This window comes from Bacillus sp. RC242, from assembly GCF_044908245.1.
Taxonomy (GTDB): domain Bacteria; phylum Bacillota; class Bacilli; order Bacillales; family Bacillaceae_G; genus Bacillus_A; species Bacillus_A mycoides.
This window is the reverse complement of sequence record NZ_JBIYCZ010000010.1, coordinates 144952-171789: the sequence shown is the minus strand read 5'-3', so window position 1 is coordinate 171789 and position 26838 is coordinate 144952. Positions and strand designations below refer to the sequence as shown.

The 26838-nt window shown below is 35.0% G+C and carries 28 protein-coding genes and 2 pseudogenes; 15 read left to right on the top strand and 15 right to left on the bottom strand.

The annotated features are described in order from the left end of the window. The first annotated feature begins 63 nt into the window (after positions 1-63). The 5 genes from ABH957_RS19270 (at position 64) to ABH957_RS19250 (ending at position 5003) form a co-directional block, all read left to right on the top strand. On the top strand, positions 64-1752 hold the full coding sequence (locus ABH957_RS19270; protein WP_277958626.1) for a formate--tetrahydrofolate ligase: 1689 nt from the start codon (positions 64-66) through the stop codon (positions 1750-1752). A gap of 90 nt (positions 1753-1842) precedes the next feature. Beyond that, positions 1843-2370, top strand: a complete 528-nt coding sequence (locus ABH957_RS19265) for a hypothetical protein (RefSeq protein ID WP_002065080.1) — start codon at positions 1843-1845, stop codon at positions 2368-2370. Between the two features lie 19 nt (positions 2371-2389). Further along, positions 2390-3559, top strand: coding sequence for a DEAD/DEAH box helicase (locus ABH957_RS19260; protein ID WP_002012513.1), 1170 nt, complete (start codon positions 2390-2392; stop codon positions 3557-3559). Between the two features lie 195 nt (positions 3560-3754). Next, on the top strand, positions 3755-4549 hold the full coding sequence (locus ABH957_RS19255; RefSeq protein WP_404512033.1) for a sugar phosphate isomerase/epimerase family protein: 795 nt from the start codon (positions 3755-3757) through the stop codon (positions 4547-4549). A gap of 70 nt (positions 4550-4619) precedes the next feature. Next, on the top strand, positions 4620-5003 hold the full coding sequence (locus ABH957_RS19250; RefSeq protein WP_404512031.1) for a VOC family protein: 384 nt from the start codon (positions 4620-4622) through the stop codon (positions 5001-5003). 44 nt (positions 5004-5047) lie between these two features. Here the strand turns inward: ABH957_RS19250 and ABH957_RS19245 are convergent, their stop codons facing one another. Together ABH957_RS19245 and ABH957_RS19240 are read right to left on the bottom strand one after the other, a co-directional pair. After that, positions 5048-5686 (bottom strand): zinc dependent phospholipase C family protein, encoded by a 639-nt coding sequence (locus ABH957_RS19245; RefSeq protein ID WP_404455006.1) that lies wholly within the window; start codon positions 5684-5686, stop codon positions 5048-5050. 29 nt (positions 5687-5715) lie between these two features. Next, positions 5716-6702, bottom strand: coding sequence for a quinone oxidoreductase family protein (locus ABH957_RS19240; protein ID WP_404455009.1), 987 nt, complete (start codon positions 6700-6702; stop codon positions 5716-5718). Positions 6703-6908: 206 nt separating this feature from the next. On the opposite strand from ABH957_RS19240, the gene ABH957_RS19235 reads away from it, so the two are divergent. Both ABH957_RS19235 and ABH957_RS19230 read left to right on the top strand, forming a co-directional pair. Beyond that, positions 6909-7487: a sigma-70 family RNA polymerase sigma factor gene (locus tag ABH957_RS19235; protein ID WP_002165914.1), complete on the top strand. Its 579-nt coding sequence runs from the start codon at positions 6909-6911 to the stop codon at positions 7485-7487. Continuing rightward, positions 7484-8164 carry a DUF3600 domain-containing protein gene (locus ABH957_RS19230; protein ID WP_404455012.1) on the top strand — a complete coding sequence of 227 codons (681 nt, stop codon included), beginning with the start codon at positions 7484-7486 and terminating at the stop codon, positions 8162-8164. The genes ABH957_RS19235 and ABH957_RS19230 overlap by 4 nt, the downstream gene beginning before the upstream one ends. A gap of 54 nt (positions 8165-8218) precedes the next feature. On the opposite strand, the gene ABH957_RS19225 is transcribed toward ABH957_RS19230, so the two are convergent. The 4 genes from ABH957_RS19225 to ABH957_RS19210 form a co-directional block, all read right to left on the bottom strand. Continuing rightward, positions 8219-8461 carry a hypothetical protein gene (locus ABH957_RS19225; RefSeq protein WP_404455014.1) on the bottom strand — a complete coding sequence of 81 codons (243 nt, stop codon included), beginning with the start codon at positions 8459-8461 and terminating at the stop codon, positions 8219-8221. A 301-nt stretch (positions 8462-8762) separates the two neighbouring features. Further along, positions 8763-9197, bottom strand: a complete 435-nt coding sequence (locus ABH957_RS19220) for a hypothetical protein (RefSeq protein WP_016126826.1) — start codon at positions 9195-9197, stop codon at positions 8763-8765. Positions 9198-9282: 85 nt separating this feature from the next. Next, positions 9283-10248, bottom strand: a complete 966-nt coding sequence (locus ABH957_RS19215; RefSeq protein WP_404455017.1) for an MBL fold metallo-hydrolase — start codon at positions 10246-10248, stop codon at positions 9283-9285. 96 nt (positions 10249-10344) lie between these two features. Further along, positions 10345-10554, bottom strand: coding sequence for a DUF3925 family protein (locus ABH957_RS19210; protein ID WP_002127081.1), 210 nt, complete (start codon positions 10552-10554; stop codon positions 10345-10347). A gap of 225 nt (positions 10555-10779) precedes the next feature. Here ABH957_RS19210 and bsaA point away from each other — a divergent pair, with 225 nt between their 5' ends. After that, entirely contained in the window at positions 10780-11262 is a 483-nt protein-coding gene (gene bsaA, locus ABH957_RS19205; RefSeq protein ID WP_002065095.1) for a glutathione peroxidase, read from the top strand. A gap of 83 nt (positions 11263-11345) precedes the next feature. Here the strand turns inward: bsaA and ABH957_RS19200 are convergent, their stop codons facing one another. The 7 genes and pseudogenes from ABH957_RS19200 to ABH957_RS19170 all read right to left on the bottom strand — a co-directional run bounded on the left by ABH957_RS19200 (position 11346) and on the right by ABH957_RS19170 (position 18882). Continuing rightward, on the bottom strand, positions 11346-13574 hold the full coding sequence (locus ABH957_RS19200) for a transglutaminase TgpA family protein (protein WP_404455020.1): 2229 nt from the start codon (positions 13572-13574) through the stop codon (positions 11346-11348). Then, positions 13571-14785 (bottom strand): DUF58 domain-containing protein, encoded by a 1215-nt coding sequence (locus ABH957_RS19195; protein WP_404443091.1) that lies wholly within the window; start codon positions 14783-14785, stop codon positions 13571-13573. The genes ABH957_RS19200 and ABH957_RS19195 overlap by 4 nt, the downstream gene beginning before the upstream one ends. Continuing rightward, on the bottom strand, positions 14785-15747 hold the full coding sequence (locus ABH957_RS19190; RefSeq protein WP_404443088.1) for an AAA family ATPase: 963 nt from the start codon (positions 15745-15747) through the stop codon (positions 14785-14787). Before ABH957_RS19190 ends, ABH957_RS19195 begins: the two co-directional genes overlap by 1 nt. Positions 15748-16038: 291 nt before the next feature. Then, positions 16039-16188: pseudogene (locus ABH957_RS19185) on the bottom strand (DUF542 domain-containing protein); the annotation flags it as partial. A 137-nt stretch (positions 16189-16325) separates the two neighbouring features. After that, the gene (locus ABH957_RS19180; RefSeq protein ID WP_404455023.1) at positions 16326-17438 is read right to left on the bottom strand and encodes an RNA-guided endonuclease TnpB family protein; all 1113 of its coding nucleotides are present in this window, start codon (positions 17436-17438) and stop codon (positions 16326-16328) included. Positions 17439-17683: 245 nt separating this feature from the next. Continuing rightward, a pseudogene (locus tag ABH957_RS19175) lies at positions 17684-17773 on the bottom strand (iron-sulfur cluster repair di-iron protein); the annotation flags it as partial. Positions 17774-17970: 197 nt separating this feature from the next. Continuing rightward, positions 17971-18882 (bottom strand): excalibur calcium-binding domain-containing protein, encoded by a 912-nt coding sequence (locus ABH957_RS19170; RefSeq protein WP_404512029.1) that lies wholly within the window; start codon positions 18880-18882, stop codon positions 17971-17973. Positions 18883-19089: 207 nt separating this feature from the next. Here ABH957_RS19170 and exsG point away from each other — a divergent pair, with 207 nt between their 5' ends. The 3 genes from exsG to ABH957_RS19155 all read left to right on the top strand — a co-directional run bounded on the left by exsG (position 19090) and on the right by ABH957_RS19155 (position 21574). Further along, on the top strand, positions 19090-19242 hold the full coding sequence (gene exsG / locus ABH957_RS19165) for an exosporium protein ExsG (protein WP_000395676.1): 153 nt from the start codon (positions 19090-19092) through the stop codon (positions 19240-19242). A 249-nt stretch (positions 19243-19491) separates the two neighbouring features. Further along, positions 19492-19701 carry a hypothetical protein gene (locus ABH957_RS19160; protein WP_002085943.1) on the top strand — a complete coding sequence of 70 codons (210 nt, stop codon included), beginning with the start codon at positions 19492-19494 and terminating at the stop codon, positions 19699-19701. A 262-nt stretch (positions 19702-19963) separates the two neighbouring features. After that, positions 19964-21574: a lipase family alpha/beta hydrolase gene (locus ABH957_RS19155; RefSeq protein WP_404455029.1), complete on the top strand. Its 1611-nt coding sequence runs from the start codon at positions 19964-19966 to the stop codon at positions 21572-21574. A 194-nt stretch (positions 21575-21768) separates the two neighbouring features. On the opposite strand, the gene ABH957_RS19150 is transcribed toward ABH957_RS19155, so the two are convergent. After that, positions 21769-22353 carry a hypothetical protein gene (locus tag ABH957_RS19150; protein ID WP_002127124.1) on the bottom strand — a complete coding sequence of 195 codons (585 nt, stop codon included), beginning with the start codon at positions 22351-22353 and terminating at the stop codon, positions 21769-21771. A 190-nt stretch (positions 22354-22543) separates the two neighbouring features. On the opposite strand from ABH957_RS19150, the gene ABH957_RS19145 reads away from it, so the two are divergent. Together ABH957_RS19145 and ABH957_RS19140 are read left to right on the top strand one after the other, a co-directional pair. After that, entirely contained in the window at positions 22544-22693 is a 150-nt protein-coding gene (locus tag ABH957_RS19145) for a hypothetical protein (protein ID WP_002012544.1), read from the top strand. A 191-nt stretch (positions 22694-22884) separates the two neighbouring features. Then, the gene (locus ABH957_RS19140) at positions 22885-23160 is read left to right on the top strand and encodes a stage V sporulation protein S (protein WP_002035358.1); all 276 of its coding nucleotides are present in this window, start codon (positions 22885-22887) and stop codon (positions 23158-23160) included. A 231-nt stretch (positions 23161-23391) separates the two neighbouring features. On the opposite strand, the gene ABH957_RS19135 is transcribed toward ABH957_RS19140, so the two are convergent. Next, positions 23392-24129: a hypothetical protein gene (locus ABH957_RS19135; protein ID WP_059038030.1), complete on the bottom strand. Its 738-nt coding sequence runs from the start codon at positions 24127-24129 to the stop codon at positions 23392-23394. A 109-nt stretch (positions 24130-24238) separates the two neighbouring features. On the opposite strand from ABH957_RS19135, the gene ABH957_RS19130 reads away from it, so the two are divergent. Both ABH957_RS19130 and ABH957_RS19125 read left to right on the top strand, forming a co-directional pair. Next, positions 24239-24886, top strand: a complete 648-nt coding sequence (locus tag ABH957_RS19130) for an HD domain-containing protein (RefSeq protein ID WP_002012557.1) — start codon at positions 24239-24241, stop codon at positions 24884-24886. After that, positions 24883-26778, top strand: coding sequence for an ABC-F family ATP-binding cassette domain-containing protein (locus ABH957_RS19125; RefSeq protein ID WP_002127139.1), 1896 nt, complete (start codon positions 24883-24885; stop codon positions 26776-26778). Before ABH957_RS19130 ends, ABH957_RS19125 begins: the two co-directional genes overlap by 4 nt. Positions 26779-26838 lie beyond the last annotated feature (60 nt).

Below are 26838 nucleotides of genomic sequence, written 5' to 3'. Positions count from 1 at the left end.
GTGCAGAAAATACAAAAAACTGATACAATATCATCAGAATCAATTAAAGGGGGACTAGGGTACATGACAACTACTACAACAGTTAAATCTGATATTGAAATCGCACAAGAAGCAAGTATGAAGAAGATTCAAGAAATTGCAGCTGATTTAAATATTTTAGAAGAAGAACTAGAGCCATACGGACACTATAAAGGCAAGTTATCTCTTGATATTTTTAAGCGTTTACAAGATGAGAAAGACGGTAAAGTTGTTTTAGTAACAGCAATTAACCCAACTCCAGCAGGAGAAGGTAAATCAACAGTAACAGTTGGTTTAGGTCAAGCTTTTAATAAAATTGGTAAGAAAACAGTAATTGCACTTCGCGAACCATCTCTTGGACCAACAATGGGATTAAAAGGCGGAGCAGCAGGTGGCGGTTATTCTCAAGTAGTACCAATGGAAGATATTAACCTTCACTTTACTGGAGATATTCATGCGATTACAACTGCCAATAACGCATTAGCGGCGTTCATTGATAATCATATCCAACAAGGAAACACACTTGGAATTGATACGCGTAAAATCGTTTGGAAACGCTGTGTTGACTTAAATGATCGTGCCCTTCGTAACGTAGTAATTGGCCTTGGTGGACCGGTTCAAGGCGTACCGCGTGAAGACGGTTTTGATATTACAGTAGCATCTGAAATTATGGCCGTATTCTGCCTTGCAACAGATATTCAAGATTTAAAAGCTCGTCTATCTCGCATTGTTGTCGCTTATAATTTTTCAAATCAACCTGTAACAGTTAAAGATTTAGGCGTAGAAGGTGCGTTAACGCTTCTATTAAAAGATGCATTAAAACCGAACTTAGTACAAACATTAGAAAATACACCAGCTATCATTCATGGCGGACCATTTGCGAATATCGCTCACGGTTGTAACAGTGTTATCGCTACGACAATGGCAGCAAAATTAGGTGATTATGTTATTACAGAAGCTGGATTCGGTGCAGATTTAGGTGCCGAGAAGTTTTTAGATATTAAAGCACGTGCAGCTGGTATTAAACCAGAAGCGGTAGTTATTGTTGCGACTATTCGTGCGCTTAAAATGCACGGTGGTGTGGCGAGAGATCAATTAAAAGAAGAAAATGTAGATGCGTTAGCAAAAGGTATGGAGAACTTACAGAAGCATGTTGAAACAATTCAAAGCTTCGGTGTTCCTTTCGTAATTGCCATTAACAAATTCATTACTGATACAGATGCAGAAGTTGCATACTTACAAGAATGGTGCAATGAGCGTGGCTATGCAGTATCCTTAACGGAAGTTTGGGAGAAAGGTGGCCAAGGCGGAGTTGACCTTGCTGAGAAAGTGTTAAAAGAAATTGAAAAAGGTGAAAACAACTACGCACCACTTTATGAATTAGAATTACCATTAGAAGAAAAAATCCGTACAATTGCTCAAAAAGTGTACGGCGCAAAAGATATTGAATTTGCTCCGAAAGCACGTAAGCAATTAGCTCAATATGAGGGAGAAGGCTGGAGTAACCTACCGATTTGTATGGCAAAAACACAATACTCTCTTTCGGATGATGCAACAAAATTAGGTCGCCCATCTGACTTTATCGTTACAATTCGTGAATTAAAACCATCTATCGGTGCAGGGTTTATCGTTGCGTTAACAGGAACAATGTTAACAATGCCAGGCCTTCCTAAACAACCAGCAGCACTACAAATGGATGTAAATGAAGATGGAAAAGCAGTAGGTTTATTCTAAAAGGTTGTAATTCATCTCGTTTATCTGTAAACTATATATACATCAAGTGGCGCCTTTCCATCGAAAGGCGCCTGTTTTTTGGAGGAAATTATGTTTGATCCAACTGCTTTTGAAAATTTAAAGGTAATTGTGGAAGGAGCTGTCTATGATTTCGATTTACACGGTGATATTCTCGTAACGGATCGAAAAGATGTGATGGACCTTGCTTCATTAAGTCGTATGTATAGTATTTCATTTCAACTAACAGAAACATTTAAAACGATGGTAGAGGCGACATTTTCACTATCTGTTGATGCAAAGAATTTATCAGGTGAAATATTAGAAGTACCTCAGTTTATACCAGGTTGTGAAATGAAGCTGGAATTTTCGTTCGAAATGGAGCAACCAGAGATAGGATGCGAAGAAATTGAAACTTTATTGCATTCTATATGGGGAAAAGAGCGAATGATTACGCAAAAAATTTCATACGAATATAATAAGCAAGCGATTTCATATCATAATAAGGTAGAGGTTCTATTTCAAAAATCGATTACAGAAGACCATGTTGATGATTTAATAGCTGTTATTTCACACATGATAGAAACGGTGCGAACAATACAACATTTTCTTCAAAAATAGAGATAAAGGAGAAAAACAAATGATAAAAGATATGCAACCATTTTTACAACAAGCTTGGGAGAAGGCTGGTTTTAAAGAATTTACTGAAATTCAAAAACAAGCGATTCCAACTATTTTAGAAGGACAAGACGTTATTGCTGAATCTCCAACTGGAACAGGAAAAACATTAGCGTACTTATTACCACTTTTACATAAAATTAATCCTGAAGTTAAACAACCGCAAGTTGTAATTTTAGCGCCAACTCGTGAACTTGTTATGCAAATTCATGAAGAGGTTCAAAAGTTTACAGCGGGAACTGATATTTCAGGTGCATCTTTAATTGGTGGTGCGGATATTAAGCGCCAAGTTGAAAAATTAAAGAAACATCCGAGAGTTATTGTCGGTTCACCAGGACGTATTTTAGAATTGATTCGTATGAAAAAATTAAAGATGCATGAAGTGAAAACGATTGTATTTGATGAGTTTGATCAAATTGTAAAACAAAAGATGATGGGTGCTGTACTTGATGTAATTAAATCAACGATGCGCGATCGTCAATTAGTATTCTGCTCGGCGACAATAACAAAAGCTGCAGAAGATGCGGCACGTGATTTGACAGTTGAACCACAATTAGTACGTGTAACACGTTCAGAGGCACAGAGCCTAGTTGAACATACGTATATCGTTTGTGAGCGTCGTGAAAAAAATGATTATATTAGAAGAGTTATGCATATGGGAAATGTAAAAGCAGTTGCCTTCTTAAATGATCCATTCCGTTTAGATGAAATTACTCAAAAACTGAAGTTCCGTAAAATGAAAGCAGCAGCACTTCATGCAGAGGCAAGCAAACAAGAGCGTGAAGTAACGATGCGCGCGTTCCGTAGCGGGAAATTAGAAATATTACTTGCTACTGATATTGCAGCACGTGGATTAGATATCGATGATTTAACACACGTAATCCACTTAGAGTTACCAGACACAGTAGACCAATATATTCACCGCTCAGGACGTACTGGACGTATGGGCAAAGAAGGAACAGTTGTTTCTCTTGTAACAGAACAAGAAGAGCGTAAATTACTTCAATTTGCGAAAAAATTAGGTATCGTGTTTACGAAACAAGAAATGTTCAAAGGAACATTTGTAGAATCGAAACCACCAGCACCAAAGAAAAAGAAACCAGCTTTTACTGGTAAGAAAAAACCTAGATAAATAAAGAGAAAGGCGTAACTATTTGTAGTTACGTCTTTTTTGTTTGTAATTGAATAACAAAGGAAATTTAAATGTACCTATCTTATAAGAAATATCGATAAAGGTGAATCATTTCTCATTTAGTTTGTACAAGGAAGTAATGTAAAGAGAGTCGAATATTAAACTGATGCGAAATAATAAAAAGAAGGTACATATATGGATAGGAAATTAGGAATGTTTTTGAATACGAAACTTATTGAAGTAAACGAAGGAATACAAAAAGCAAGGGAATGGGATTTAGAATATATTCAATTATATGCTATGAATAAGAACTTCAATTTAGCTAATATTTCAAAGGCAAAATGGACTACTTTAAAGAAAAGGTTATCTTTTAATGGAATAAAGGTTCCATCATTAGCAATTAACTTTGGAGAAAATGGAATTATAGGAACGGAAGTTGACAGTGCAATAGAGCAGTTTAAATACATTACTGACAGAGGTTTGGATCTGGGAGCAAAGATAATAACCGCTCATATCGGGAAAGTTCCAGATAATGAAAAAAGTGAGTCCTATGATAAAATGGAACGAGTTTGTTACGAGATAGGGGATTTAGCATTCAAATTTGGAGGAGTCTTCGCTATTGAGACGGGGTCTGAAAAAGCATTAGTGTTAAAACGATTTTTAGAAACTATAAACTCAAAAGGACTAGCTGTTAACTTTGACCCAGCAAATTTAATAAGTGATGCAAATGAAAATCCGGTAGAAGGTTTATTACTATTAAAAGATTATATAGTACAAACTCATATTAAAGATTGTAAAGGAGTGAAAAGTGATAGTTCAAGTAAGTATATAGAAGTAGCAGTAGGAAATGGTGAAGTAGATTTCGATATATTCTTCAAGGTATTAGATGAAATTGGATTCGACGGATATAACATGATTGAAAGAAATGATTATTTTGACGAACTGAATGGGATGAGTAGGTCGATAAATTTTGTGAAGAAGTACATATAAACTCAAAAGGAATAATAATAGCACCTGTAGAAACCTACATAGAATATAAAAACGATTAGGGGGAAAACAAATGATTCATAAAGTCGGACAAATTATGTTGTATGTAAATAATCAAGATGAGGCAGTAAATTTTTGGACGGAAAAGGTAGGGTTTCGTGTAGTTGCAGAGGAAGATAACAAACAAGGAATGAAATGGATTGAAATCGCTCCGACTAAGGGTGCAGAAACGAGCATTATACTACATAATAAAGAAGTTATTTCGAAAATGAGCCCAGAATTGAATCTTGGTACACCATCTTTAATGTTCTTCTCAGAAAATCTTGACCAATTATATACAAATTTAACAAATAAAAATGTTACTGTTGGCGAAATGGTAACTATGCCTACTGGTAAAGTGTTTAACTTTGCTGATAGTGAAGGGAATTACTTTGCAGTAATGGAAAAAAATAAATAATTATATAGTTATGTGAAAATCCCCCTCGTAAATAATGAGGGGGATTAAATATTTGAAGTCAATTTTTTATTAACGAGTTGTTCTATAAAAAATGTTCCTTTTTCAATTGCAGTCTCAATATAACCAACGATTTGATCAAATGAAAACACTTGTAAGTTTTCGTGCAAGTGTTGCTCAGGATATAGCATATCTTCAAAAATATATTGCCGAAAAGCTAAAACATTCTCTCTAGAAACCTCCTCTATATTCACAATGTTAGCCTCTTGATTAAGTAGGGTGAAGAGCTGCTGTTCTTTATCGTAATGATGCAACAATTGTGCGTTCAATAATTTAAAATCGTTATAGTACATAGGTGCGATAGTTTCGTCGTTTTCTATTCTGTTTTTAAGCCAAGGTAGAAAAAAGCCGCTTAGCCAATTATCATCGGCAATGAGGTGGGTATAATAACCTAAAATATAAGGGGAATCTATATGATCTTCGTATTTATGAATAAATGAATCATAATCTATTCTTCTCGTATAGTTCTTCGTTGTACCAGCGTAAAAATGGGAAGCTCCTTTTTCTTCTTTTGAATGAACAGCATCAGGAGCTACACCACCAAGTAAGAAAGAAGTTTTATCTTGAATAGAAAGTTTCTCAGCAATACCGCTCGCGATAATGATATGCATAATTCGTGATCCCATGAATAACACCTCTATTTCATGTATTCATTTTAGGGAGCTGTCTGAACGTGTAGTATTACTTTCCCTATACTTTGTCTACTTTCGACCCATTCATGTGCTTTCCCTGCATCTTGAAGAGGAAAAGATTTCGTAGCTTTAATTTGTAAACTTCCATCGCGTAAATAATGGAAAACTTGATTCGCAGTTTCTTGAAGCAATTCAGGACGTTTTTTCCGTGTAGTGCCAAAGCTGAAACCGAGTATAGAACGGCAACTTGCGTGTAAATCTTTCGTTTGAAAAATACCAACTTCTCCGCTAGCATTGCCGAAATGGACGAGACGACCGTAATAAGCAAGGCATTCTAAACTTCTTTCGGACACAGTACCAGAAATAGAATCTAAAACAATATTAACACCTTCTCCGTTTGTAAGCTGATTTACCCTCTCTACAAAATCTTCATCTTGATGACAAATAACATAATCAGCGCCAGCATCTAAAGCAATTTTTCTTTTCGCTTCACTTCCAACAGTACCGATTACTTTTTTAGCCCCTAATAATTTTGCGAGTTGAATCGCGGTAGTACCAATTCCTCCAGCAGCGGCATGAATTAGAACAGATTCACCTTGCTGAAGTCTTGCAACATTTGCAAGTAAATTGTAGCTTGTAAAAGATACGATAGGGCAGGCAGCTGCAGCTTGAAAATCGACTTCATCAGGTAAAACGAAAGTAAGATTTTCGTTTGCGACAACGTATTCTGCGTAAGATCCGTTTTGAGGGAAAGCGATGACACGTTGTCCAGAATGAATATTTTTCACTTGAGAACCTACGTGTTCTACAATACCAGCTACATCTATACCTGGAATAAAAGGTAATGCTTTGTTTCCTTTTTTGCCATAGCGTGATTTAATATCGGCGAAATTAACACTAGTAGCAACAACACGAATTAAAACTTGATTGTCTGAAATAGCCGGCATCTCTACATCTGTATATTTCATCACTTCAGGACCACCGAACGAAGTTACAACGATAGCTTTCATATACATCCTCCTAAATTTGAATATATATATTATTTTAAATCTTTATTAGAAATTGGAAAATTATATAATTGTTATGCAGGGTTATAAGTGAAGCTTATGAAGTCATTGCATCATTATATTAATTTATTTGAAAAAACTTTGAAAGAAATCGAACGAAATATCGTTTTCTTGCCAATATATAGTGTAGGACAAAGGAGGGATGGTACATGAAGGGGGAAACAGTGTATTCAGATTTAATCCAATTAACTTTATCAGGCAATAAAGAAGCATATAGCGAATTGTATGATAAAACGATTCAAGAAATATATAAGACAGCACATTTTTTAATAGAAGACAAAGCAGATGTAGATGATGTCGTTCAAGAAATATACATACAGCTATATGAATCGCTTCGTAAATATGATAGCGAGAAGCCATTTAGACCTTGGCTAATTGGACTTGCGATTAAACAAATTCATTCTTATAGAAGAAAGAGGTGGATGCGACTACGAATTGTAAAAAAAGCAGAAGAGCAAAGAAAACCAGTACAAATTGATTTTTCTAGCGATGTTGTAAGTAAAATATCAAATCAAAAATTAATCGAACTCATTCATAAGTTACCGTATAAATTGAAACAAGTTATTATCTTAAGATACTTACACGATTACTCTCAAGAAGAAGTAGCACAAATATTACATATTCCAATCGGTACAGTGAAGTCTAGAATTCATGCGGCATTAAAGAAACTACGTCAAAAAGAGCAAGTAGAAGAAATCTTTTTAGGAGAGGTAGGGAATGTGAAATGAGCTTAGATTGTAGAGTTAGAGAATCTATACAAGAAGAAGCGAAGGGGATTATTGCCCCGCCGGAGTTAAAAGAAAAAGTAATTGTTCAAATAAAAATGAAGAGCGGGGGAAGTAAAAGGAAGAAGCGCCTTATCGCAGGAGTGCTTGCAGCCGCATTTTTAATCCCAACGACTGGTTTTGCTTACCAATCTATTATGGCGGATGGTATATACGGTTCGTTTGAGAACTTAAAAAAACATGCCGGAGCGATGACATTAGAAGCGTATATGCGTTTTAATGCAAAGTTATCAGAAGCGAAAGACGAAATGGGTGCGAAGGAATATGAAGAGTTTACAAAAGAACTAAAGAAATTAACAAATGCAAAGCTTGAGTACGGGGATTCGAATGGTAATATTGATTATGATCAATTATCACCAGCTAAAAAAGAGGAATTGAAAAAGGTAGAAATGGAGCTTCAGCCGTATTTTGATAAATTAAATGGCCATAAATCTAGTAAAGAAGTATTAACTTCAGAAGAGTATGAACAATATATGGAAGCGTTAATGTCATATCAAACCGTATTAGTAAAAGCGAAATCGAGCGGTGGGATAACAGTAGAAGAAGTACCTGAAGCGTATAAAGAAAGATTTATTAAAGCAGAACAGTTTATGGAGTATGTAGATGGAAAGGTGAGATAAGTAAAAAAGCTCATAGCTTAAGCTGTGAGCCTTTCTTATTGAAACGTAAATATATTAACCACCTATTCCTTTTGCTAGCAATAAGAAATATACAAATACGAGTATTACTCCATTTAATGCCGTACCAACTATTTTAAATAGCCAATCCTTTGATGCGATTGCAAAAATAATGCCGAGTAATGGAAGTATACTTAGAATCACAATAATTAACGTTAAATTCGCATTAGGGCCTCTTAAAACAAAGAAAGAACATATACTTGCGATAAACGTTAGAAACGAGAAAGTCCCTAATTTCATAATAAGTCTCCCTTGTTTGAAATGTATTTTGATTTAGTGCACGACTTTCTTTAGTTTAACATAAATTTCCTATTGTCAATTAAATATATGAACAATAAAAAACGAGTATAAAATCTATGCGATTTCATACTCGTTTTGTTATTACATAAATTTCCTTACCGCATGTATAGCAACTCTTACAAGGAGTATTGCACTTATAAATAAACCACCATAACCAACGGCACTTAAAAATTGAACATTAGGTTCTTTTGCACACAAGTCAGGGGCAGAATTATCTTGTAAAGTGAAAGTGAGAAATCACTTAGTTATATTCCTTACTATTCTCCTTGTCTTTTTGTATAAAACAATCTAAAAGCGAGTAACCAGCTATTAAACTAATAATGGTAACGAAAGTTGTATTCACAAGAATAATATTAGTTAAATAAGGTAGGTATTCACCAACTGGTGAAAAGAGTAGAGCTGGAGAAAAGGCAATGAATAGTGTTGGCAACGTAATAGCGATAAACTTATCCGGCTGAAAGTTCCAGTTTTGTTTACTCGTTTCGCGATTAATTGATTGTAGGAATCGTAATAAAATGCCGACCAAAAGAGGGAAGAGTGTAAAGTAGAATAATCTTGGATAGACGTTAAAGTTCACTTGCGCGTCTGTATCTAAATAAAATTGAATTTTAACACCTACAACTAATAATAAGATGATAAATAATGTAAAGCAGAGGTAAAGTATCACTTTTTGCATTCTATTCCACCATCCTTTATTAAAAAATATATTCAAGGAGCGAAGATATATACGATAATGGCGTTGTATATATCTTCGTTTTCTATTAGTTAATTGTGGATTTTGTTTGCTTCGTTAAGTAATCAATAATTCCCATCGCGCTAATTTCTAAATCAAGATGTAAAATGTTATAAACAGAATGATTTGATGGAACATTTAGCTTTGTAAGATGAGTGGAGACTTTCTCCAGTAGTAAAGATTGTAATGCCTTAGTAGCCTCATCAAAATCAGTATGTTTTTGAAAAATTTCATTTCCAGTATTAACGAAAATAGGTAACCAATGTTCAAGTTGGTTATATACTTCTGTAACATTGGATGATGCGCCGTAATGACCGAAATAAATAGTATCTACATTCATACTTTGAATATGATTTTTAGAAGCAATCATCGCATCTGGCTGGAATTGTGAAGGAGACGTTGATGGTAGATATAGTTCTACATCAAGGTCTGCGAGTTCTCTATAATAAATTCCTATTGTATCGCCAGTAAAAATGCCGTTTGTTAATGAATCGTGAATGCTAATATGGTGCTTCGCATGTCCCGGTGTATCATAAAATGTGAGTGTACGGTCTTCTGCAATTTTTAATGTATCACCATTTTGTACAATATGAACACGTTCTTCTTCAATTGGAAGAATTGGATCAAAAAGTTTATCAAAATCTTCTTTGTACACAGCTTTTACGCCAAGAATTAGTTTTGTTGGATCAATCATATGACGAGCCCCGCGCGGATGCACAAATAGAGTAGCATTTGGGCACTTTTCCATCATTAACCCTGCTGCGCCTGCGTGATCTAAATGAACATGTGTAACGATAATGTTTTTTACATCATTTAAATTAATATGTAATTGCTGTAAGCCGTCTAAAATATAGGGAAGAGAAGGGGCCGCACAAGTTTCAATTAAAGTAATATCGTCACCTAATAAAACGTATGTACCTGTGCGTTCATCATGTTGTAAGTCATAATCATCAATAAGATATAGATGAGAAGATAGTTGTTCTACTTTTTTCATACTTACCACTCCTTATATACGGTATGTATCTATTATACGCTAAAAATAGAAAAAGACAGAAAACGAAAGCTCGTCTTCTGCCCTTTTGTAATGTAGTTATTTCGTTTGTTCTTTATTGATAGACATAACGAACAGTCCAACAATGCCGCCAACGATCGGAAGCATAATTTCTCCTGCTAAATTAAAGTAGGAGCTTAAAAATAAACCATTTACATCGATTACCCAGCCAATAACATACAATAACATCATATATAGTACGAAATAAAACTCGCGATTTGAAATCGTTTCATGTTGTGCAGTTTTCATAATGAACACCATCCTTTTCTATTATAATGGAAATATAAACTGTCACATTTTGTTCATAAATTAATTGTAAAACTTTCCATCATAAAAGTCTAGTATATTGTGTCGAATTTTCGAACGAAAATAAAGCGCTATCATTCCGGTATGTGAGTACGTAATAAGAGCTGTATATTCACGAATGTAGTATAGTATAAACATAGAATGATAGTGAAGAGAGGGGTAGGAACAATGACAGTTTATGATTTTTCAGCTAAAACAATAACAGGAGAAGAAAAATCGTTAAAAGATTACGAAGGAAAAGCACTTCTTATTGTAAATGTAGCTAGTAAATGTGGATTTACACCACAATATAAAGGGTTACAGGAAGTATATGATAAATATAAAGACCAAGGATTAGAAATACTCGGTTTCCCTTGTAATCAATTTGGGGGACAAGAACCAGGCACAGAAGCTGATATTACTAGTTTTTGTGAATTGAACTACGGTGTAAACTTCCCGATGTTTGCGAAGATTGATGTGAAAGGTGATAAAGCGCATCCCCTCTATACATACATGACAGAACAAGCACCAGGTTTACTCGGTATGAAAGCAGTGAAATGGAACTTTACTAAGTTTCTAATTGGAAAAGACGGGAAAATAGTAGGGCGTTTTGCACCGCAGACGAAGCCGGTGGATTTAGAGGTTGAGATTGAGAAGGTGCTTGGGGAATAATTAGGAGTTTCACTTTATTAAAAAACGCCTCAAAGAACAAAGTAGTTCTTTGAGGTGTTTTCTTTAAACTCACATTATCAAGATTAAATCACTCTATCGTAGTCGTTTGATTTAGGCAGAGAAGCTGCTTTTTTCATAAGCACTTCCCATAAGTGTACGGATGTCTTCCATTCGGCTGCGGCCTGTTCCTTTTGATACATAGCGTTCTCATAACTGAAAGTAAGTTGTTGCATATCGGCCGAATTGTAAAGTGTATCGATGTGGAGAGCGTATTCTCGGAATGTTTGACTTTCACCCCGTGGTATGCCGATTCTCGCAAATTGTTTTAAAAGTGCACCGTAAGCTTTTAGATAAACAGCATCATCATTTCGGTATTTATAGAAAAGAATAATAAAAAATGTAATCCATTTCATTCTAGTGGTGAAGAGAATGTATCCGATGATACTAATTGGTATCATAGAGAGGAATACGTACCACCAGGAAAATCCCTTTTTAGAATTTGTAATCTTTTTAGTAGGAGCTTCTTCTGTATCTTCTATTAAACTTTTGAGCTTTGCTTCATTGTTTCGTTGGTGTATTTGTGCGTTTTGAGAATTAGTTTCTTCGCTATTTTGTAAAGTAGGAGCAGGAGTATTATTTGTAAAATTATAGGGATTGGTAAATCCTTTTGTTGGTTCGAATGGAATCCATCCGTATCCTGGGAAATATACTTCGACCCAAGAGTGTGCGTTATTGTTCGCGATTGTATAAACATTCTCACCTTCTGTACTAGCAAGTGTATTCTCCAGAGTTCCTTCTGTAAATCCTTTTACCCAGCGAGCAGGAATCCCGGCAGAACGAAGTAACACGATCATAGATGTCGAAAAATTATTGCAGTAACCGCTTTTTGTATCGAAAAGGAATTGATCTACATAGTCTTGGTTTTTGGCAGGGTATAAGACATTCATTGTTTCGTATACAAAAGAATTGTCTGTAAAGTAATTTTCAATAGCTAATACTTTATCATATCGGTTGTCTTTATCATTTGTAAGATTGACAGCCAAGTCTTTTACTCGCTGCGGTAATGATTCGGGAAGTTGTGTGTACTTTGTCATGAAATAAGGACTTGTTTCATGACCTTCATTCGTTTTTACAGATTTCAAATTTTCTATGGAAAACTCCGGAATCTCATATGTTACTCTATACGAATTTAAAGTAGTAGAAGAGTCTCCGTGCATCGTATAGATTTTTTCTGAAAATGGGTCAACGCTGTATGATACATCAGAAGAAGCCTCAACTGATACTAATCCTGCTGGATAGGTAAGGTGAGGATAACTTTTTTGCATGGTGATTGTTGCCTCAGTTATCTCCGTTTTTGTATTTGGTTCGTACCAGCTTACGACGTCGTTTTTATTTTTAAAAGAAACTTTTTTTCGATTTTCAGAAACATCCCAACCTTTTCCTGTATAAAAATCTTTTGTTTCTACTCTCCAATATTGTTTGTTTTGCGTTTGTGCTGTAAAAATAATTGTATTATCCGGCTTAAAAGGACCGCCTAATTGCGAGTCATCTAGACCATATCCAATTTTAGAAACTTCTTGTTCTTTACTTGCTTCAGATGTGTTGAATTTTAAAAAATCCATTGGGTTTGGCCATTGAGGGCCAAATTTTGGAGCAAAGTATGCGATGGTTGCTGACAATACAATAAATATTGTAAGAGGTCTAAGTAATTTTGAGATTTCTCTAGCATAATTTTGTAAGTGTTCCATCTCTTTTATTCGTTCTATTTGAAGAAGACTAAGCATAAAAAAGCCGATGACAACAGTACGAATAATAGCGTAGTTTGCATTGTATAAATGTAAGTTATGAAAAGTTATGATATAAATAATAGTCAATATAAGAAATAACAACCCGCGTTTTTTATGAATCATCCAAAAAGAGATGAAAGAACTCAAAAACCAAAATGATAAAAAAAATAAAAGTGTTGGAAAAACTGGAGAAATATCTAGCAAATTCCCTTGAAATAACAGGGAGGAATTTTGAGAAATATCAGAAAAAAATTTCGTTAGCCAAGATGGATTTATAAAAGCATTTTTATAATACAGGAAATGAATGATGAATAAGATCGTGACGATCTTTATTGGAACCTGCCACCTTGTTTGAAAAAAAGAGAGAGTGAAGCAAATTCCTATAAATATTACAAAAATATCTAATCTACCTACGTTTGTAATACCTATAAGGGGTCTTAGCCATTCTAGTAAAAGTAGAAGTGCACATACATGCATGAAGAATCTGTTCATATCCCATTTGTATTTTGTTCGTAATGTTATCATTTGCTCACCTCAAAAAACACGTTTGTATACCGGTTCCCATAAACCACATTTACAAATATTTTTCGTTTTTGTAGAGTTTCTAGAATACTTAGTTCTCGATGTGAGAGTTGATTTGCTTTTTCTTTCACGACAAACACCATTAATTTTCTGTTTTTTATAGCAGCACAGTTAGCCGCCTTTTGAATATCGGGAGAAAGATCGCTTGTTACGAGTATAATCGTTACGGGCTCATAAATTTTTCTTAATTCCATTTCTACACTCCGGGAGAGCGGGAATACACTGTCCGCTTGTACTTTCGCTAAATGACAAAAGATTTGTTGCAACTGAGTATCTCCATTGTTTAAAGGGAAAAAAGTTCGTTCTTTTCCGACAGACACGAATGACGCTGGTGAATTTTGCTTCAAGACAGCCCTTACAATAGAGGCAGTAAACGTTACGACTGATTCGAATAGAGGGGACTCAGTTCTGTCCATAAATATCATGATATTATGGCTGCGCTGTTGTTCAAACTCTTTCGTCATAATATTGTTTGTTCGGGCAGTTGCTTTCCAATCAATCCATGAAAAGCGGTCACCAGGTTTATAGTCTCTGACACCGACAGAGATTGTAGAGTCTTTTGCTAAATTTATATTTGCTGAAAGCGCTCCTTGTTCGAAATGATTTTCCAATTGTCGATATGTTATATCTACGTACTGGGGATAGATTAAAAATGTATCTGGAACTGAAAAAGTTACTTCTTTCTCCATCATACCGAATAGATCACCAGTTTTGACACGTACGCTTGAAAAAGTGTGCTCTCCTCTAGGGATTGTGTCAATAACATATTGAAACGAAATATTTCGTTTGAATCCTGGAAAGAGTATTACCTTATTCACCTTCGTTTGTCTACAATTTGTAAATTGTGATGGCAGTTCATCTTCTATAATTAAATAAAGTAAGGGAAAAGGAAATCTTCTTTTTATTGTAATGGTGCTTAAAAATTGTTCTCCTGCTGCATATTCATTTTGGTTTGTTATTCGTTTTACTTCAGCGTCTCGTAAAGCGTAGAAGGGAAGTAGAAGTGAATAAAGGCCAATAGGAATCGTACTGTAAAACAAAAACCAACTTACAAATCCTCCTTGAAGCATAGCGTACACAAATGTTAAGACTAGGCATAAAGGGATTAGCAATAACTTCGTAACGTGATATAGCGCCCGTAGTAGTCGTTTCATCAAAGGTTTTTCGTCCTTTGAGTCGGCACGGTAGTTCGTGCAACGATTTTTGCGATAACTTGTTCTCCTGTAATTCCTTCAAATTTTGCTTCCATTTTTAGAATGAGTCTGTGAGCTAAAACGTAAGGAGCTAAAAATTTAACATCGTCTGGAATAACATAATTTCTGCCATGGATGAATGCATAAGCTTGTGAAGCTTTCATTAAAGCGATCGAGCCACGCGGACTTGCACCTAGTTGTATAGAACTATAAGAACGCGTCTGAGTAACAAGCTTTACAATGTAATGCTTGATTGCTTTGTCCATGCTTACTTCCCGTACGCTTTGTTGTAAATAAAGTAATTCTTTTATTGTAGTAATAGCTTGTAAATGAGAGAGTGGATTTGTTTTTTCCATCCGGTTTAAAATTTCAAATTCTTCTTCTGGTGTAGGATATCCCATTCTTAGCTTCAACAAGAAACGATCGAGCTGAGCTTCTGGTAAAGGATATGTTCCCTCATATTCGACCGGATTTTGTGTAGCCATTACAAAGAAAGGTTTTGGTAACGATCTTGTAATGCCATCTATTGTGATAGTGCCTTCTTCCATACTTTCAAGTAAGGAAGATTGTGTCTTTGGAGATGTACGATTAATTTCATCAGCAAGTACAAAATTCCCCATAATCGGTCCAGGCTTGAACTCAAATTGGAGTTCTTTTGGATTATAAATAGAAACACCTGTTACATCTGACGGCAGTAAATCAGGTGTGAATTGAATACGCTTGTAATCAGCATCAATTGATTTAGAAAGAGCACGTACTAGCATTGTTTTCCCGACACCGGGAACATCTTCTAATAGTACATGACCTTCAGCTAAAAGAGCTGTTAAGGCTAAGAGTGTTTCTTTTCGTTTTCCGACCATTAATTTTTCAATATTGGTGATTATTTTTTCTACTATGGGATGTAATGAATCAAGCTGGGGCATCGTAATCCTCCTAATTTTATTGTCGTTTTTTAATTCATTTAGTGGAAAATAGAATTTATCTCTCTATTTGCGAGTAGTAAAACTCCTATCTTTAATTCTGAGAATATTCAGATTATTTATCGCGATTACATCTAGTATAATTGTTTCCGTAACTAAGGGCAATATGGTAAATAATGATTTCTAGTTTTATGTGAAAAGAGAAGCGGATAGGAAATTTAGTTATATGGATAGAGAGGGTGAAGAGGCATAAATAGAAGCAGGACATGAGCATTGCTACTCATGTCCTGTGACTTCAATTTCAGATTCATTTAATAGTTTCGTATTATGATAAAGCGTATTTAACTCTGTAATTACTTCAGAAGCTGATAAATTTCTTTCATGAATTGCATCAATAAGTGGTTTATTACCACTACAACAAAAGTCTATTCTATATGATGTGAACTACCTCCCACTTAGTATCTCTTACGAGCTTACCCCGAAGTGGGGGCTTCTCGGTTCATCGCTACTTTTGATAGCTAACGAATTTGTCCTAGGACAGCCGAGCTAACTCCCTTGTTCCAAAGGTTATTTCTTACGATTTATATCAACGCTAATAACCGCATGGCTTCCTTTTTAATATTGATAGCTGCGTTATAGTCACGACTGATTGTGAATCCACACGAACACGCATACGCGCGTTCACATAATGGCATTTCTTTTTTATTTCCACAACGACTACACATCTTTGTAGAAGGAAACCATTTATCTATTTTTATAAGCTGTTTTCCTTGTTCTTGTAGCTTATATGCTAAAAATGTCGTGAACATCCTCCAACCGTTGTCCGCAACACTTTTACCAAAACGAAGTGCTTGTGACATTCCTTTTATATTTAAGTCTTCTATTGCTACAACGTCAAAATGAGTAGCCAATTCTTTAGACTTGTGATGAAGGAAATTTTTACGTTGATTTGCGACTTTTTCATGCAACTTCGCTACACAGATCCGTTGTTTATTAAAGCGTGCTGAGCCTTGTACACGCCTTGCTAATACTCGTTGTGCCTTTGCTAATCGGTTCAACATCTGACGATAAAAGCGAGGATAATTGGCTTTCTCATCTTCGCTACTCACGTACAATTCAGCCATTGAGAAGTCTAATCCAACTACACTTTCTACTTCTTTCTGAACAATTTCGTTTTCATATTCAGTTAAGACAGACAGATAATACTTGCCAGTTGGTGTCATCGAAATCGTGCATGATTTGATGTTATAATTTTGCGGGATCTCTCTATGTTGTTTCAGTCGTACTAATTTCAGTTTCGGTAATTTGATATAACCATGAAACAACATAATATTTCCGTTTACTCGATTCGTTGTATAGGATTTTCTATTCTTTTTACTTTTGAATGTAGGAAACTCACTTTGACCACTAAAAAAGTTCTTATACGCAGTTTGCAAGTTTAATTGTGCGTTGGCCAATGCTAAGGAATCAACTTCTTTCAACCATTCATACTCCACTTTGTATTTCGCAGGAGTAGGGAATTTTTGTTTCTTCAGCTCTTCTTTGTTCGCTTTGTATTTTTCATATATTTCTTTCCGTTCAGCTAGCATTTTGTTATATACAAAGCGTACACATCCGAAAGTTTTATGTATCAGATGTGCTTGTTCTTCTGTTGGATACAGACGAAATTTGTACGCCTTATTATGCTTTGTCATATCAACTCACCTCATTTTCCGCTTCATTTCCCATAAGCTATGACGGTGATCACACAACCTGAACAATACATGATTATTATCTACTTTCATTGTTATACAAAACTTTACCTCTTATAAGACTGATTATATCAGAGGCAAAATAAATAGAGAAACCATTTTTTGGGCTACGCCAAACCGAAATTCATCTCCCATATACTGCTAGACTATCGTCTTTCACAGGCTTTAGGAAGGAGACTTCTTTAAGAAAAAATGTTAAAAAGATCACTAGCTTTCGGAAATTGTGTTACAATCTCACCGATAATTGAAGTTTCAGTAAATGTATGTTCCATATGAATACCTCCATAAAGTTTAAATGTAATATCTAAATCAAGAATAGCGATAAATTAACATCAATGTGGTGATTGAAATCACTCATTATGTGTCATTTTTGAGAATAATAAAAGGAGTTTTATTTAAGTAAGAGGAAGCGTAATTCGTCGCAATACTTTACGATAATAAAAAAAGAAGCTTAGTAGAAGCTTCTTTTTTATTACTATTTTTCACATGCAACTCCATCGCCATCACGATCAAGTTTAGAGCTATAACCTGGTTGATCTCTATATAATGGAGCTTTTCCAGCATTTTTAACTTCAGTACAATTTTTGTAAGTTACATTACTATTGTTACTTGCAGCTGGTTGTGTTTGAGCTTGCTGTGCTTTTTGCTGATCCTCTTGTTGTTTGCGAGCTTGTTCATCAGCCTGGCGTTTTTGCTCTTCTTGTTGTTTGCGAGCTTGTTCATCAGCCTGGCGTTTTTGCTCTTCTTGTTGTTTACGAGCTTGCTCAGCAGCTTGGCGTTGTTGTTCTTCTTGTTGTTTACGGGCCTGTTCATCAGCTTGATGCTGTTGCTCTTCTTGTTGTTTACGGGCTTGTTCTTCAGCTTGGCGTTTCTCATCCTCTTGCTTACGAGCTAGTTCCTCAGCTTGACGTTTCTCATCTTCTTGCTTACGGTTTTTTTTATCCGCTTCTTTCTTTTCTAATTCCTTTTTCTTTTCGTCATCTTTTTTCTCTTCACTATTAGAAGCAACTTGTTTATTCGTTGCTGTCGTTTTTTCAGAAGAAGGACTTGAAATACCTGATAGCGCAACAAAAATGACAAATAAAACAGCTGTAATAATAAATTGCTTTTTTGCTACACCTGTTTTCTTAATTACAGATATGATTGCTAGAACAAGGAAAAATATAAATAGAATGAAACTTAAAGTAGAAAAAAATTCTACGACTGGGTGTTCAGATTTTGTTGAGCCAGTCATTATTAATATAATTGAAATCATAAAAAGAATAACAGTAGGACGACCATATTGTTTTGCTTTTCCATTTTTCTTAAAGAATGAAATGATACATAAGATTAAAAGAATGATAGCAATCAAAAATAAAGCTACACCAATATTACTCAAAATAGCCATTTTCATACCTCCATTTGTAAGATTTTCTCTATTGATTATATAGGGATTTATTGGATATTACACGTTTTATATTAATTTAGAAAATTAATATTTTAATAGACGTATAAACATTTATTTTATATATAAGGAAAAATAGATATATTTACTATTACTTTTTGAAAGAGATTTCATAAATTATAGTATATCGATTGAAAGGAGGAGATTTGAATGGAATTCCAATTATTAGTGAATTGCGTGTTACAAGAAGGGAATGCTTACTTTTTAGTAACAAAAGTAGATGATGTTATTACGTTGAAAGTGCCAATTACAGCAGGAGTAGCAGGTTTATTCTTAGCTTTAGGTGTACCAAGATGTTCTTAATTTAGCTTTTGATAGTAAAAGGATGAGGGACAAGCCTTCCCCTTTTACTATTACATAATTTTTTTATGTAAACTAAATAAGGCTTTTTAAGTTTTTTAATATTATTTTTGCTATAGCACGTTTAAAACGGACATGCATATACTATAATGTTTCATTGGCCATTGATGATGAACGATAGTTTTAAAAAGTGTATCGAAAGTAGAAGTGATACTCTTTTCAATAATGAAAATAGAAGAGGTGCTAGTATATATGAAAAGACGAACGTATGATATTCCAGTCGTATTACGAAGAGAATGGTTTTTAATAGAATTAGCGCATTTAACAAAAAAATATGGGATTGAAATAGCAACTAGTAAAATAGAAGATGCACCATTTCTAAGAGATCAAGTTACAGAATTCAAAATAGGAGCTGGTTTGCAATACGATAAATATGATGATGAGTACATCATCGAGTTTTAAACAAAGAAGCTGCGTATAAAAGGTTATTAAAGAGACCTTTTATACGCAGCTTTTTTGTAAAGAGAATGCTTTATTGAGAAATATTCAAAACGCTTATTATAAAAAGGAATGAAGGAATGTTGAGAGAATAACGTTTGATAAGAAAGGAATGCGGCTATTAATTTCTTATTAGATTGTATCGTAAAACTAATTGATTAAATGGAATTTAAAACAATTGGTGTTCAACAGAATGGTGGCGTTTTCTTTTGGGAGAAAAAGGGGGATGTTAATGGGAATTATGAAAAGGAGTATCGCATTATTTATTGTACTTTGTTTTATGAGTCCGCTGGTTTTTAGTGCAAATGTACACGCGGAGGTTGTAACAGAGCTTAAGACTGGCTTTCCAGATCAAGAAGTATTTACTCCTGGAGAATGGTTTTTAGGTCAGAAAGCTGCTAATTATGATGAGAATAAACCACCAATTCTCTTTGTACAAGGAAGAAATGGTAATGCGGATAGTTGGTATGGAAAGACAGTATATCATGAGATGAATGATATGTACGATTATGCTTTGAAAGCAGGCTATCAAACTGTATTTATTCAATTATATGATGCCGCGGGGAAAGGATCAGCTAGCCAATGGGACAATGGAAAATTGTTAGCACAAAAGCTTGAAGAGATTTATAATCATTTTGGCAAAAAAGTAAATATTGTAGCTCACAGTAAAGGTGGTATTGATACACAAGCTGCGTTAGTTGGATATGGAGCGAATCGATTTGTTGGAAATGTTATTACGCTTGCCACTCCGCATTACGGATCCAATTTAGCGGATGTATCATATAGTTGGTGGGCAGGATGGCTTGCCTCTATATTAGGTCAAAAAGATGATGGGACATATTCATTGCAAATAGGTGAAATGGCAAAGTTTCGTTCTACAATAGATAATAATCCTGCAGCTAAATTAAACCGTTACTATACGGCTACTGGGACAAGCTGGGGACCTGTTTTTTCAGCATTATCTATGGGCGGGTTGTATTTGTCATCATACGGTTCTAATGATGGGTTAGTGAACGAATGGAGTGCTAAGTTACCATATGGAACACATTTATTTACAGATTCACGATTTGATCATGATAATATCCGAAAAGGTTCAGCCGTTTTCGCACGAATTGAACCATATTTACGGACAGCGAATGTACCAGTACCGGTTTTATTAGCCCCGAGTAATAGTTCAGAGGAAAAGGTAGAACAATTAAACACAACTTCTAATCAAGCTATTTTAGGAGGAGAGTTGTCACAAAATGAGTGGGTAGGACAAACTGTCGCAGTTGATAAAAAAGCAGAAGGGGTAGTTTCTATTTTAACAGCTTCTTCAGATGTAGAAATACAACTAATATCTCCAAAAGGAAAAGTTTATACAAATAAAGATAGTGCTGTATCTACTGGTGAAGGTGAATCTCTCTTTAAAGGAGCCACTATAAGAACATTTAAATTTGATAAAATGGAAGCAGGAGAATGGCAAGTTAAAATGATGGCGAAGCAGCCGAAAGATGCATATTTAATCGTGACCAATTACAAAAAAGATGCTCCGTTCGTCCTTCAAATGCCGGCAAAGGTTAAAGTAAATAAAGCAGAGTATAAACTCAAAAAATCACCTGTAGCTCCAGAAATGAAAGGCGATCTTTCAGTAACAGTACGAGTAATTAATAAAGATGGAAAATTAGTTTCTGAATCAAATGAATCGAAAAACATTAATACAACTACATTTACAGGTGCTTTGAAAAATATAGAACAGCCAGGTGTATATAACGTTACAATTGATATGAAAGGAATGAATAAGGAAGGACAACCTTATAATCGTACGATAGTTAAATCGGTTTATGTGGAGAAGTAGGAAAGAATGAATCGGTTTTAATAAAAAAAGTGCCGAATTCTTGTGGAAGAAGGATTTCGGCACTTTTTCATGTTTATTAGATGAATAGAAAAGTGAAATAGGAGTTTATGTTCTATAAGAGGACGATAGGAATCAAAAAAACGTTATGCAATAAAAAAGATGCTGAATTAGCATCTGAATGTGAGGGAATAGTATTAACTTAGTTTTGTAACTGTTAATTCAACTGAATTTATACCATTATCACAAGTTACAATACTTTGATGATTGAAACCACTATTATTTCTAAGTTGAAGAGTTGAATTAGCAGGCACCGTAACAATAGTTTCGCCAACTAGTTGAAGGCATTCGTTATTTGATGAAGTATTCATTTGAAAAGCGAAATCACCTTGACTATTAGCAAGTGGATTATTATTTAAAAATATAGTGATGACTGGAATATGGGGAAATACAGGATTTAACGTAGTGTTAATACTTGAAATGAAAGAAATTCTATAATCACCAGCTTTACTAAATTGTATAGTAGTCGGATTTAATAAGGAAACTCCTCCTGCCAAAGGGCCAACGTGATTAAACGGAAAAGAACCGCCAAAAGGAACAGTTATAAACTCAGTTTGCCAAAAAGTGCCGTAAGCAGGCTTAGATGATTTATGTGAATGGTCGCATGAACATTTTTTATACGAACTGGAAGATTGATGACACGAACATTTTTTATATGAACTAGAAGAAGAGTGGCATGAAGATCTTTTATATGAACTTGAAGAATGATAGTATGAACCCAATATATTACCTCCTATTATTAATAAATGTATAACACATAGTAGTTTATGCAATCGAAAAGCAATTGGCGTGTATACTTGTCCATATATAAGGTAATAGATTTGGGATAAAAAGCTGGCATAATATAAAGTGCTCTAATGAGGAAATATAGTTTTCAAAAAAATGGAGTTAGAATATTCTATGTAATGAATTTTGGAGAAGAAAAAGGATGAATATTTAGCAGATAACTCTATCCAAGGTTTTAAAATGTTGAAGTATTTAAACTTTAAGATAGTATATCGCCAAAGTAAAGAAGAGAAGTATTTAAAGGACAGCATTTTAGTGAAACAGAGAAATGGATAAAGCGATGATTAAGTTTTTAACTTAGTCGTCGCTTTTTATTTATGTAGTTGTGCAGGAAGAAGGCAAAAAATATCGAATGAATGTAATTATACAGAATTGTTTGTATTTATTTCGAATAGTAGTTAAAGATACGTTAGTTATATTTCAAACAGTAAGAAAAGAGAGATTAAATAATAGAGGGAGCAACTTACATGGAAAATATATTAAAGGTATCCTCAAAATCAAGTCCGAATTCAGTGGCAGGTGCAATAGCGGGCGTACTAAGAGCAAGTGGCAAAGTAGAAATCCAAGTGATTGGAGCTGGTTCTTTAAATCAAGCGATTAAAGCAATTGCGATTGCAAGAGGTTTTGTAGCTCCAAGTGGCATTGACTTGGTTCTTGTTCCAGCGTTTCAAGAGGTTACTATCGATAATCAAGAAAGAACAGCAATCAAATTAATTGTAGGTCCTAGAAGGAGAAGGTCTTAATAGCGAGCATTAATATAAGGGGATTTGAAAAGGTCAATAGACTCCAAAAAGTTAGACACGTTATTTCATTTGACAGTTCCTTGGGCGTGGATACAGTATTGTACCGGATTTATGACTTTTAATTCCTCTTTATATTTAGCGGGTTTTTCTAGAAACTTAAAAATGCCAAATCCTTTGTGACATAAGGGATTTGGCATTTTTGAGGTTTTATGTTTTTTAAAATCAACAATTCTAAAACTGCTCATTCTTCTCCCAAGATTCAACAATATAATGAGCAATCGTTGGGTTGAATCCTTTACCAACTAAGAACATAATTGCAGCAACCTCAGTTAAAGCGTGTTGATGTGATGTATGTTTTGCTTCATTTAAACCGTAATCTACCCAAGGTTTTACGAAATCTAGTACAGGTTTCTTTAAAGGTAAAAACTGTGTACCGACAACTTGTTGAATTTGTTGTTGTGTTGGTTCTGTAATAGGTCCTGGTGGTAAAATTTGTGGCTGTGTAATATCGAATGTTGGACCAGGCGGTAAAATTTGTGGTTGCGTCGGATCGATAGTTGGTGGTGCAGGTGGGGAGACACGTTGTTCGGAGTTTGGTTGATACATTGGCTGTTGTGGCTGATTTGCATATGGATTTTGCTGATATTGTTGTTCTTGGGTGCGCTGCGGTACATATGGATTTTGTTGTTCTTGAGTGTACTGAGTTGTGTATGGATTTTGCTGATATTGTTGTTCTTGAGTTGGTGATGCTGCATATGGGTTTTGAGGATATTCATAATTTGGACGTGTGTCATATGGATTTTGTTGATATTCAGCTCCTTGAGTTTGCGGTGTTGCGTATGGATTTTGTTCGTATTGTGGCTCTTGATGTTGTGTCTCTTGCTCCTCATATTGTTCGGCATATCTTTGTTCCTGATGTTGCGGGGAAAATGGTTGTTGTGGGTAAGGCGGTTGGTTATTATAGAACATTTTTATTCCTCCTTCATAATGATGCCTACCACCTAGTGTATGGGCGGACAAGAAAATATGTGATGAAAAAATGCGGGCGTGTTACAATAAGTAACTGGGTGAAGATAAAATGATAAAACAAGAAAAAATACAAAAAACAATAACTTTCGTAAAGCATATTTTAGAAAAAGATGCGAGTGGGCATGATTGGTATCATATTGAACGCGTACATAAATTGGCGATTTCTTTATCCGAGCAAGAAGGGGGAAATCGTTTTATAATTGAAATGGCAGCATTACTTCACGATGTAGCAGATGAGAAGTTAAATGAGAGTGAAGAAGCAGGAATGAAAAAAGTTTCTGATTGGTTAGAAGAGTTACGTGTTGAAGAAGATGAAAGTAAGCATGTTCTTCATATCATCGCCAATATGTCTTATAAGGGCGGTCATGGTGGCACAGTTGAGTCACTTGAAGGTAGAATTGTTCAAGATGCGGATCGTTTAGATGCTCTTGGTGCAATTGGAATAGCTCGAACGTTTGCATACGGAGGAGCGAAAGGGAGATTAATGTATGATCCAACTATCCCTCCTCGAGAAGTGATGACGAAAGATGAATATAGAAAAAATAATGATCCATCTTTAAATCATTTTTATGAAAAGCTTTTAAAACTAAAAGATTTAATGAACACGAACGCAGCAAAACAAGAGGCTGAAGTTCGTCATCGTTATATGGAACAGTTTATTGAACAATTTATGAAAGAGTGGAATGCACAAATATGAAAATGTTAACTGTGGAGAACTTATCGAAATCATACGGAGAAAAACCGTTATTTGATGGATTATCATGTAGTATTACAGAAGGACAACGTGTCGGAATTATCGGTGTAAACGGTACTGGTAAATCAACGTTATTAAAAATTATTGCAGGATTAGAAACTCCTGATACAGGTGATATGACGCATTCACGCGGATATACAATTAGTTATTTATCACAGCAACCAGAGTTTGATGAAAAACTAACAGTATTAGAGCAAGTGTTCCATGGTGATACACCTTTAATTCGTCTTCTTCGTGATTATGAACAATCGTTATTAAATATCGAAAAAGATCCAAGTAATGAAAAAGTACAGGAACAATTATTTGCAGTGCAGCAACGTATGGATGCGATGAGTGCATGGGAAGCAAATGCGAATGCAAAATCGTTATTAACGAAATTAGGAATTACTGATTTTACAGCAACTGTTGGAAACCTATCTGGTGGACAAAAAAAGCGTATTGCAATGGCGCAATGTTTTATTGAAACACCTGATTTATTAATTTTGGATGAGCCTACGAACCACCTTGACCATGAGACAGTTGAATGGTTAGAAGAATATTTAGCAAGATATACAGGTGCGGTATTACTTGTAACCCATGATCGTTATTTCTTAGATCGTGTGACAAACCGTATTTTTGAATTAGATAACGGTAAACTGTATAGCTACGAAGGAAACTACAGTACATTTTTAGAAGCGAAAGCACTTCGTGAAGAGCAAGAATCGGCACAAGAATCAAAACGCCAAAATTTATATCGTCGTGAACTTGCTTGGATTCGCCGTGGTGCAAAAGCCCGTTCTACGAAACAAAAGGCGCGTATTCAGCGTTTTGATGAGCTGAAGGGACAAGAAGGACCAGCAGCGAAGCAATCAGTTGATATTGCACTAAGTGGAAGTCGTTTAGGAAAGAAAGTACTTGAATTAAAAGATGTAACGAAAAAATTTGGTGATAAAACAGTATTACATAACTTTAATCATATTGTGAAGCCTGGTGATCGTATCGGAATTATCGGAGCAAATGGAAGCGGAAAATCATCACTATTAAATATGCTTGCAGGAAAATTCTCTCCTGATAGTGGTGAAATTGAAGTAGGACAAACTGTAAAAGTTGCCTATTATACGCAAGAAAATGAAGAGATGAATTTAAACCAGCGTATGATTGAATACATTAAAGAAATTGCGGAAGTTATTCATACGACAGATGGAAAAGTAATTGGCGCATCTCAAATGTTAGAACGTTTCTTATTCCTACCGCATTCACATGGAACAACGCTTGGTAAACTATCTGGTGGCGAAAGAAGACGGTTATATTTATTGCGTATTTTAATGGGAGAACCAAACGTACTATTACTTGATGAGCCTACGAATGATTTAGACACACAAACATTAACAGTGCTAGAAGATTATTTAGAAGATTTCCCAGGTGTCGTTTTAACTGTATCGCATGACCGTTACTTCTTAGATAAAGTAGTAGATGAATTGTTCATCTTTACTGGCGAAGGCGAAGTGCGTGAATTCCTAGGTAGTTATACAGAGTATTTAGAAATGGAAAAAACGAGAGAACTCATTGAGAAAGCAGAAGTTCAAAAGGAGAAAAAAGTAGTAGAAGAGGCTCCGAAACAACAACGTAAACGTAAACTTTCTTACAATGAGCAGCGTGAATGGGAAACAATTGAAGATACAATTGCACAACTAGAAGAGAAACTTGAATCAATTGGAGAAGAACTTACGAATGTTGGATCTGACTTCACAAAGGCCCAAGAATTATCTGAAGCAGGGCAGAAGATAGAAGAAGAGCTAGAAAAAACGATGGAACGATGGAGTGAACTATCCGACATCGTTGAAGGATTAAAATAAAAACAAGCTGCATATATTGAAAAGTAAAGAGAAAAACTTTACACTATTGGTAGAACCTAT

Coding starts and splice junctions, on each gene's coding strand:
- ABH957_RS19140 (WP_002035358.1), top strand. CDS start 22,885: ATGGAAAATATATTAAAGGTATCCTCAAAATCAAGTCCGAATTCAGTG.
- ABH957_RS19195 (WP_404443091.1), bottom strand. CDS start 14,785: ATGAAACGACTACTACGGGCGCTATATCACGTTACGAAGTTATTGCTA.
- ABH957_RS19125 (WP_002127139.1), top strand. CDS start 24,883: ATGAAAATGTTAACTGTGGAGAACTTATCGAAATCATACGGAGAAAAA.
- ABH957_RS19240 (WP_404455009.1), bottom strand. CDS start 6,702: ATGAAAGCTATCGTTGTAACTTCGTTCGGTGGTCCTGAAGTGATGAAA.
- ABH957_RS19250 (WP_404512031.1), top strand. CDS start 4,620: ATGATTCATAAAGTCGGACAAATTATGTTGTATGTAAATAATCAAGAT.
- ABH957_RS19245 (WP_404455006.1), bottom strand. CDS start 5,686: ATGGGATCACGAATTATGCATATCATTATCGCGAGCGGTATTGCTGAG.
- ABH957_RS19180 (WP_404455023.1), bottom strand. CDS start 17,438: ATGACAAAGCATAATAAGGCGTACAAATTTCGTCTGTATCCAACAGAA.
- ABH957_RS19170 (WP_404512029.1), bottom strand. CDS start 18,882: ATGGCTATTTTGAGTAATATTGGTGTAGCTTTATTTTTGATTGCTATC.
- ABH957_RS19215 (WP_404455017.1), bottom strand. CDS start 10,248: ATGAAAAAAGTAGAACAACTATCTTCTCATCTATATCTTATTGATGAT.
- ABH957_RS19255 (WP_404512033.1), top strand. CDS start 3,755: ATGGATAGGAAATTAGGAATGTTTTTGAATACGAAACTTATTGAAGTA.
- ABH957_RS19190 (WP_404443088.1), bottom strand. CDS start 15,747: ATGCCCCAGCTTGATTCATTACATCCCATAGTAGAAAAAATAATCACC.
- ABH957_RS19270 (WP_277958626.1), top strand. CDS start 64: ATGACAACTACTACAACAGTTAAATCTGATATTGAAATCGCACAAGAA.
- ABH957_RS19265 (WP_002065080.1), top strand. CDS start 1,843: ATGTTTGATCCAACTGCTTTTGAAAATTTAAAGGTAATTGTGGAAGGA.
- ABH957_RS19160 (WP_002085943.1), top strand. CDS start 19,492: ATGAAAAGACGAACGTATGATATTCCAGTCGTATTACGAAGAGAATGG.
- ABH957_RS19220 (WP_016126826.1), bottom strand. CDS start 9,197: ATGCAAAAAGTGATACTTTACCTCTGCTTTACATTATTTATCATCTTA.
- ABH957_RS19235 (WP_002165914.1), top strand. CDS start 6,909: ATGAAGGGGGAAACAGTGTATTCAGATTTAATCCAATTAACTTTATCA.
- exsG (WP_000395676.1), top strand. CDS start 19,090: ATGGAATTCCAATTATTAGTGAATTGCGTGTTACAAGAAGGGAATGCT.
- ABH957_RS19130 (WP_002012557.1), top strand. CDS start 24,239: ATGATAAAACAAGAAAAAATACAAAAAACAATAACTTTCGTAAAGCAT.
- ABH957_RS19200 (WP_404455020.1), bottom strand. CDS start 13,574: ATGATAACATTACGAACAAAATACAAATGGGATATGAACAGATTCTTC.
- ABH957_RS19155 (WP_404455029.1), top strand. CDS start 19,964: ATGTTAATGGGAATTATGAAAAGGAGTATCGCATTATTTATTGTACTT.
- ABH957_RS19230 (WP_404455012.1), top strand. CDS start 7,484: ATGAGCTTAGATTGTAGAGTTAGAGAATCTATACAAGAAGAAGCGAAG.
- ABH957_RS19135 (WP_059038030.1), bottom strand. CDS start 24,129: ATGTTCTATAATAACCAACCGCCTTACCCACAACAACCATTTTCCCCG.
- ABH957_RS19225 (WP_404455014.1), bottom strand. CDS start 8,461: ATGAAATTAGGGACTTTCTCGTTTCTAACGTTTATCGCAAGTATATGT.
- ABH957_RS19210 (WP_002127081.1), bottom strand. CDS start 10,554: ATGAAAACTGCACAACATGAAACGATTTCAAATCGCGAGTTTTATTTC.
- bsaA (WP_002065095.1), top strand. CDS start 10,780: ATGACAGTTTATGATTTTTCAGCTAAAACAATAACAGGAGAAGAAAAA.
- ABH957_RS19260 (WP_002012513.1), top strand. CDS start 2,390: ATGATAAAAGATATGCAACCATTTTTACAACAAGCTTGGGAGAAGGCT.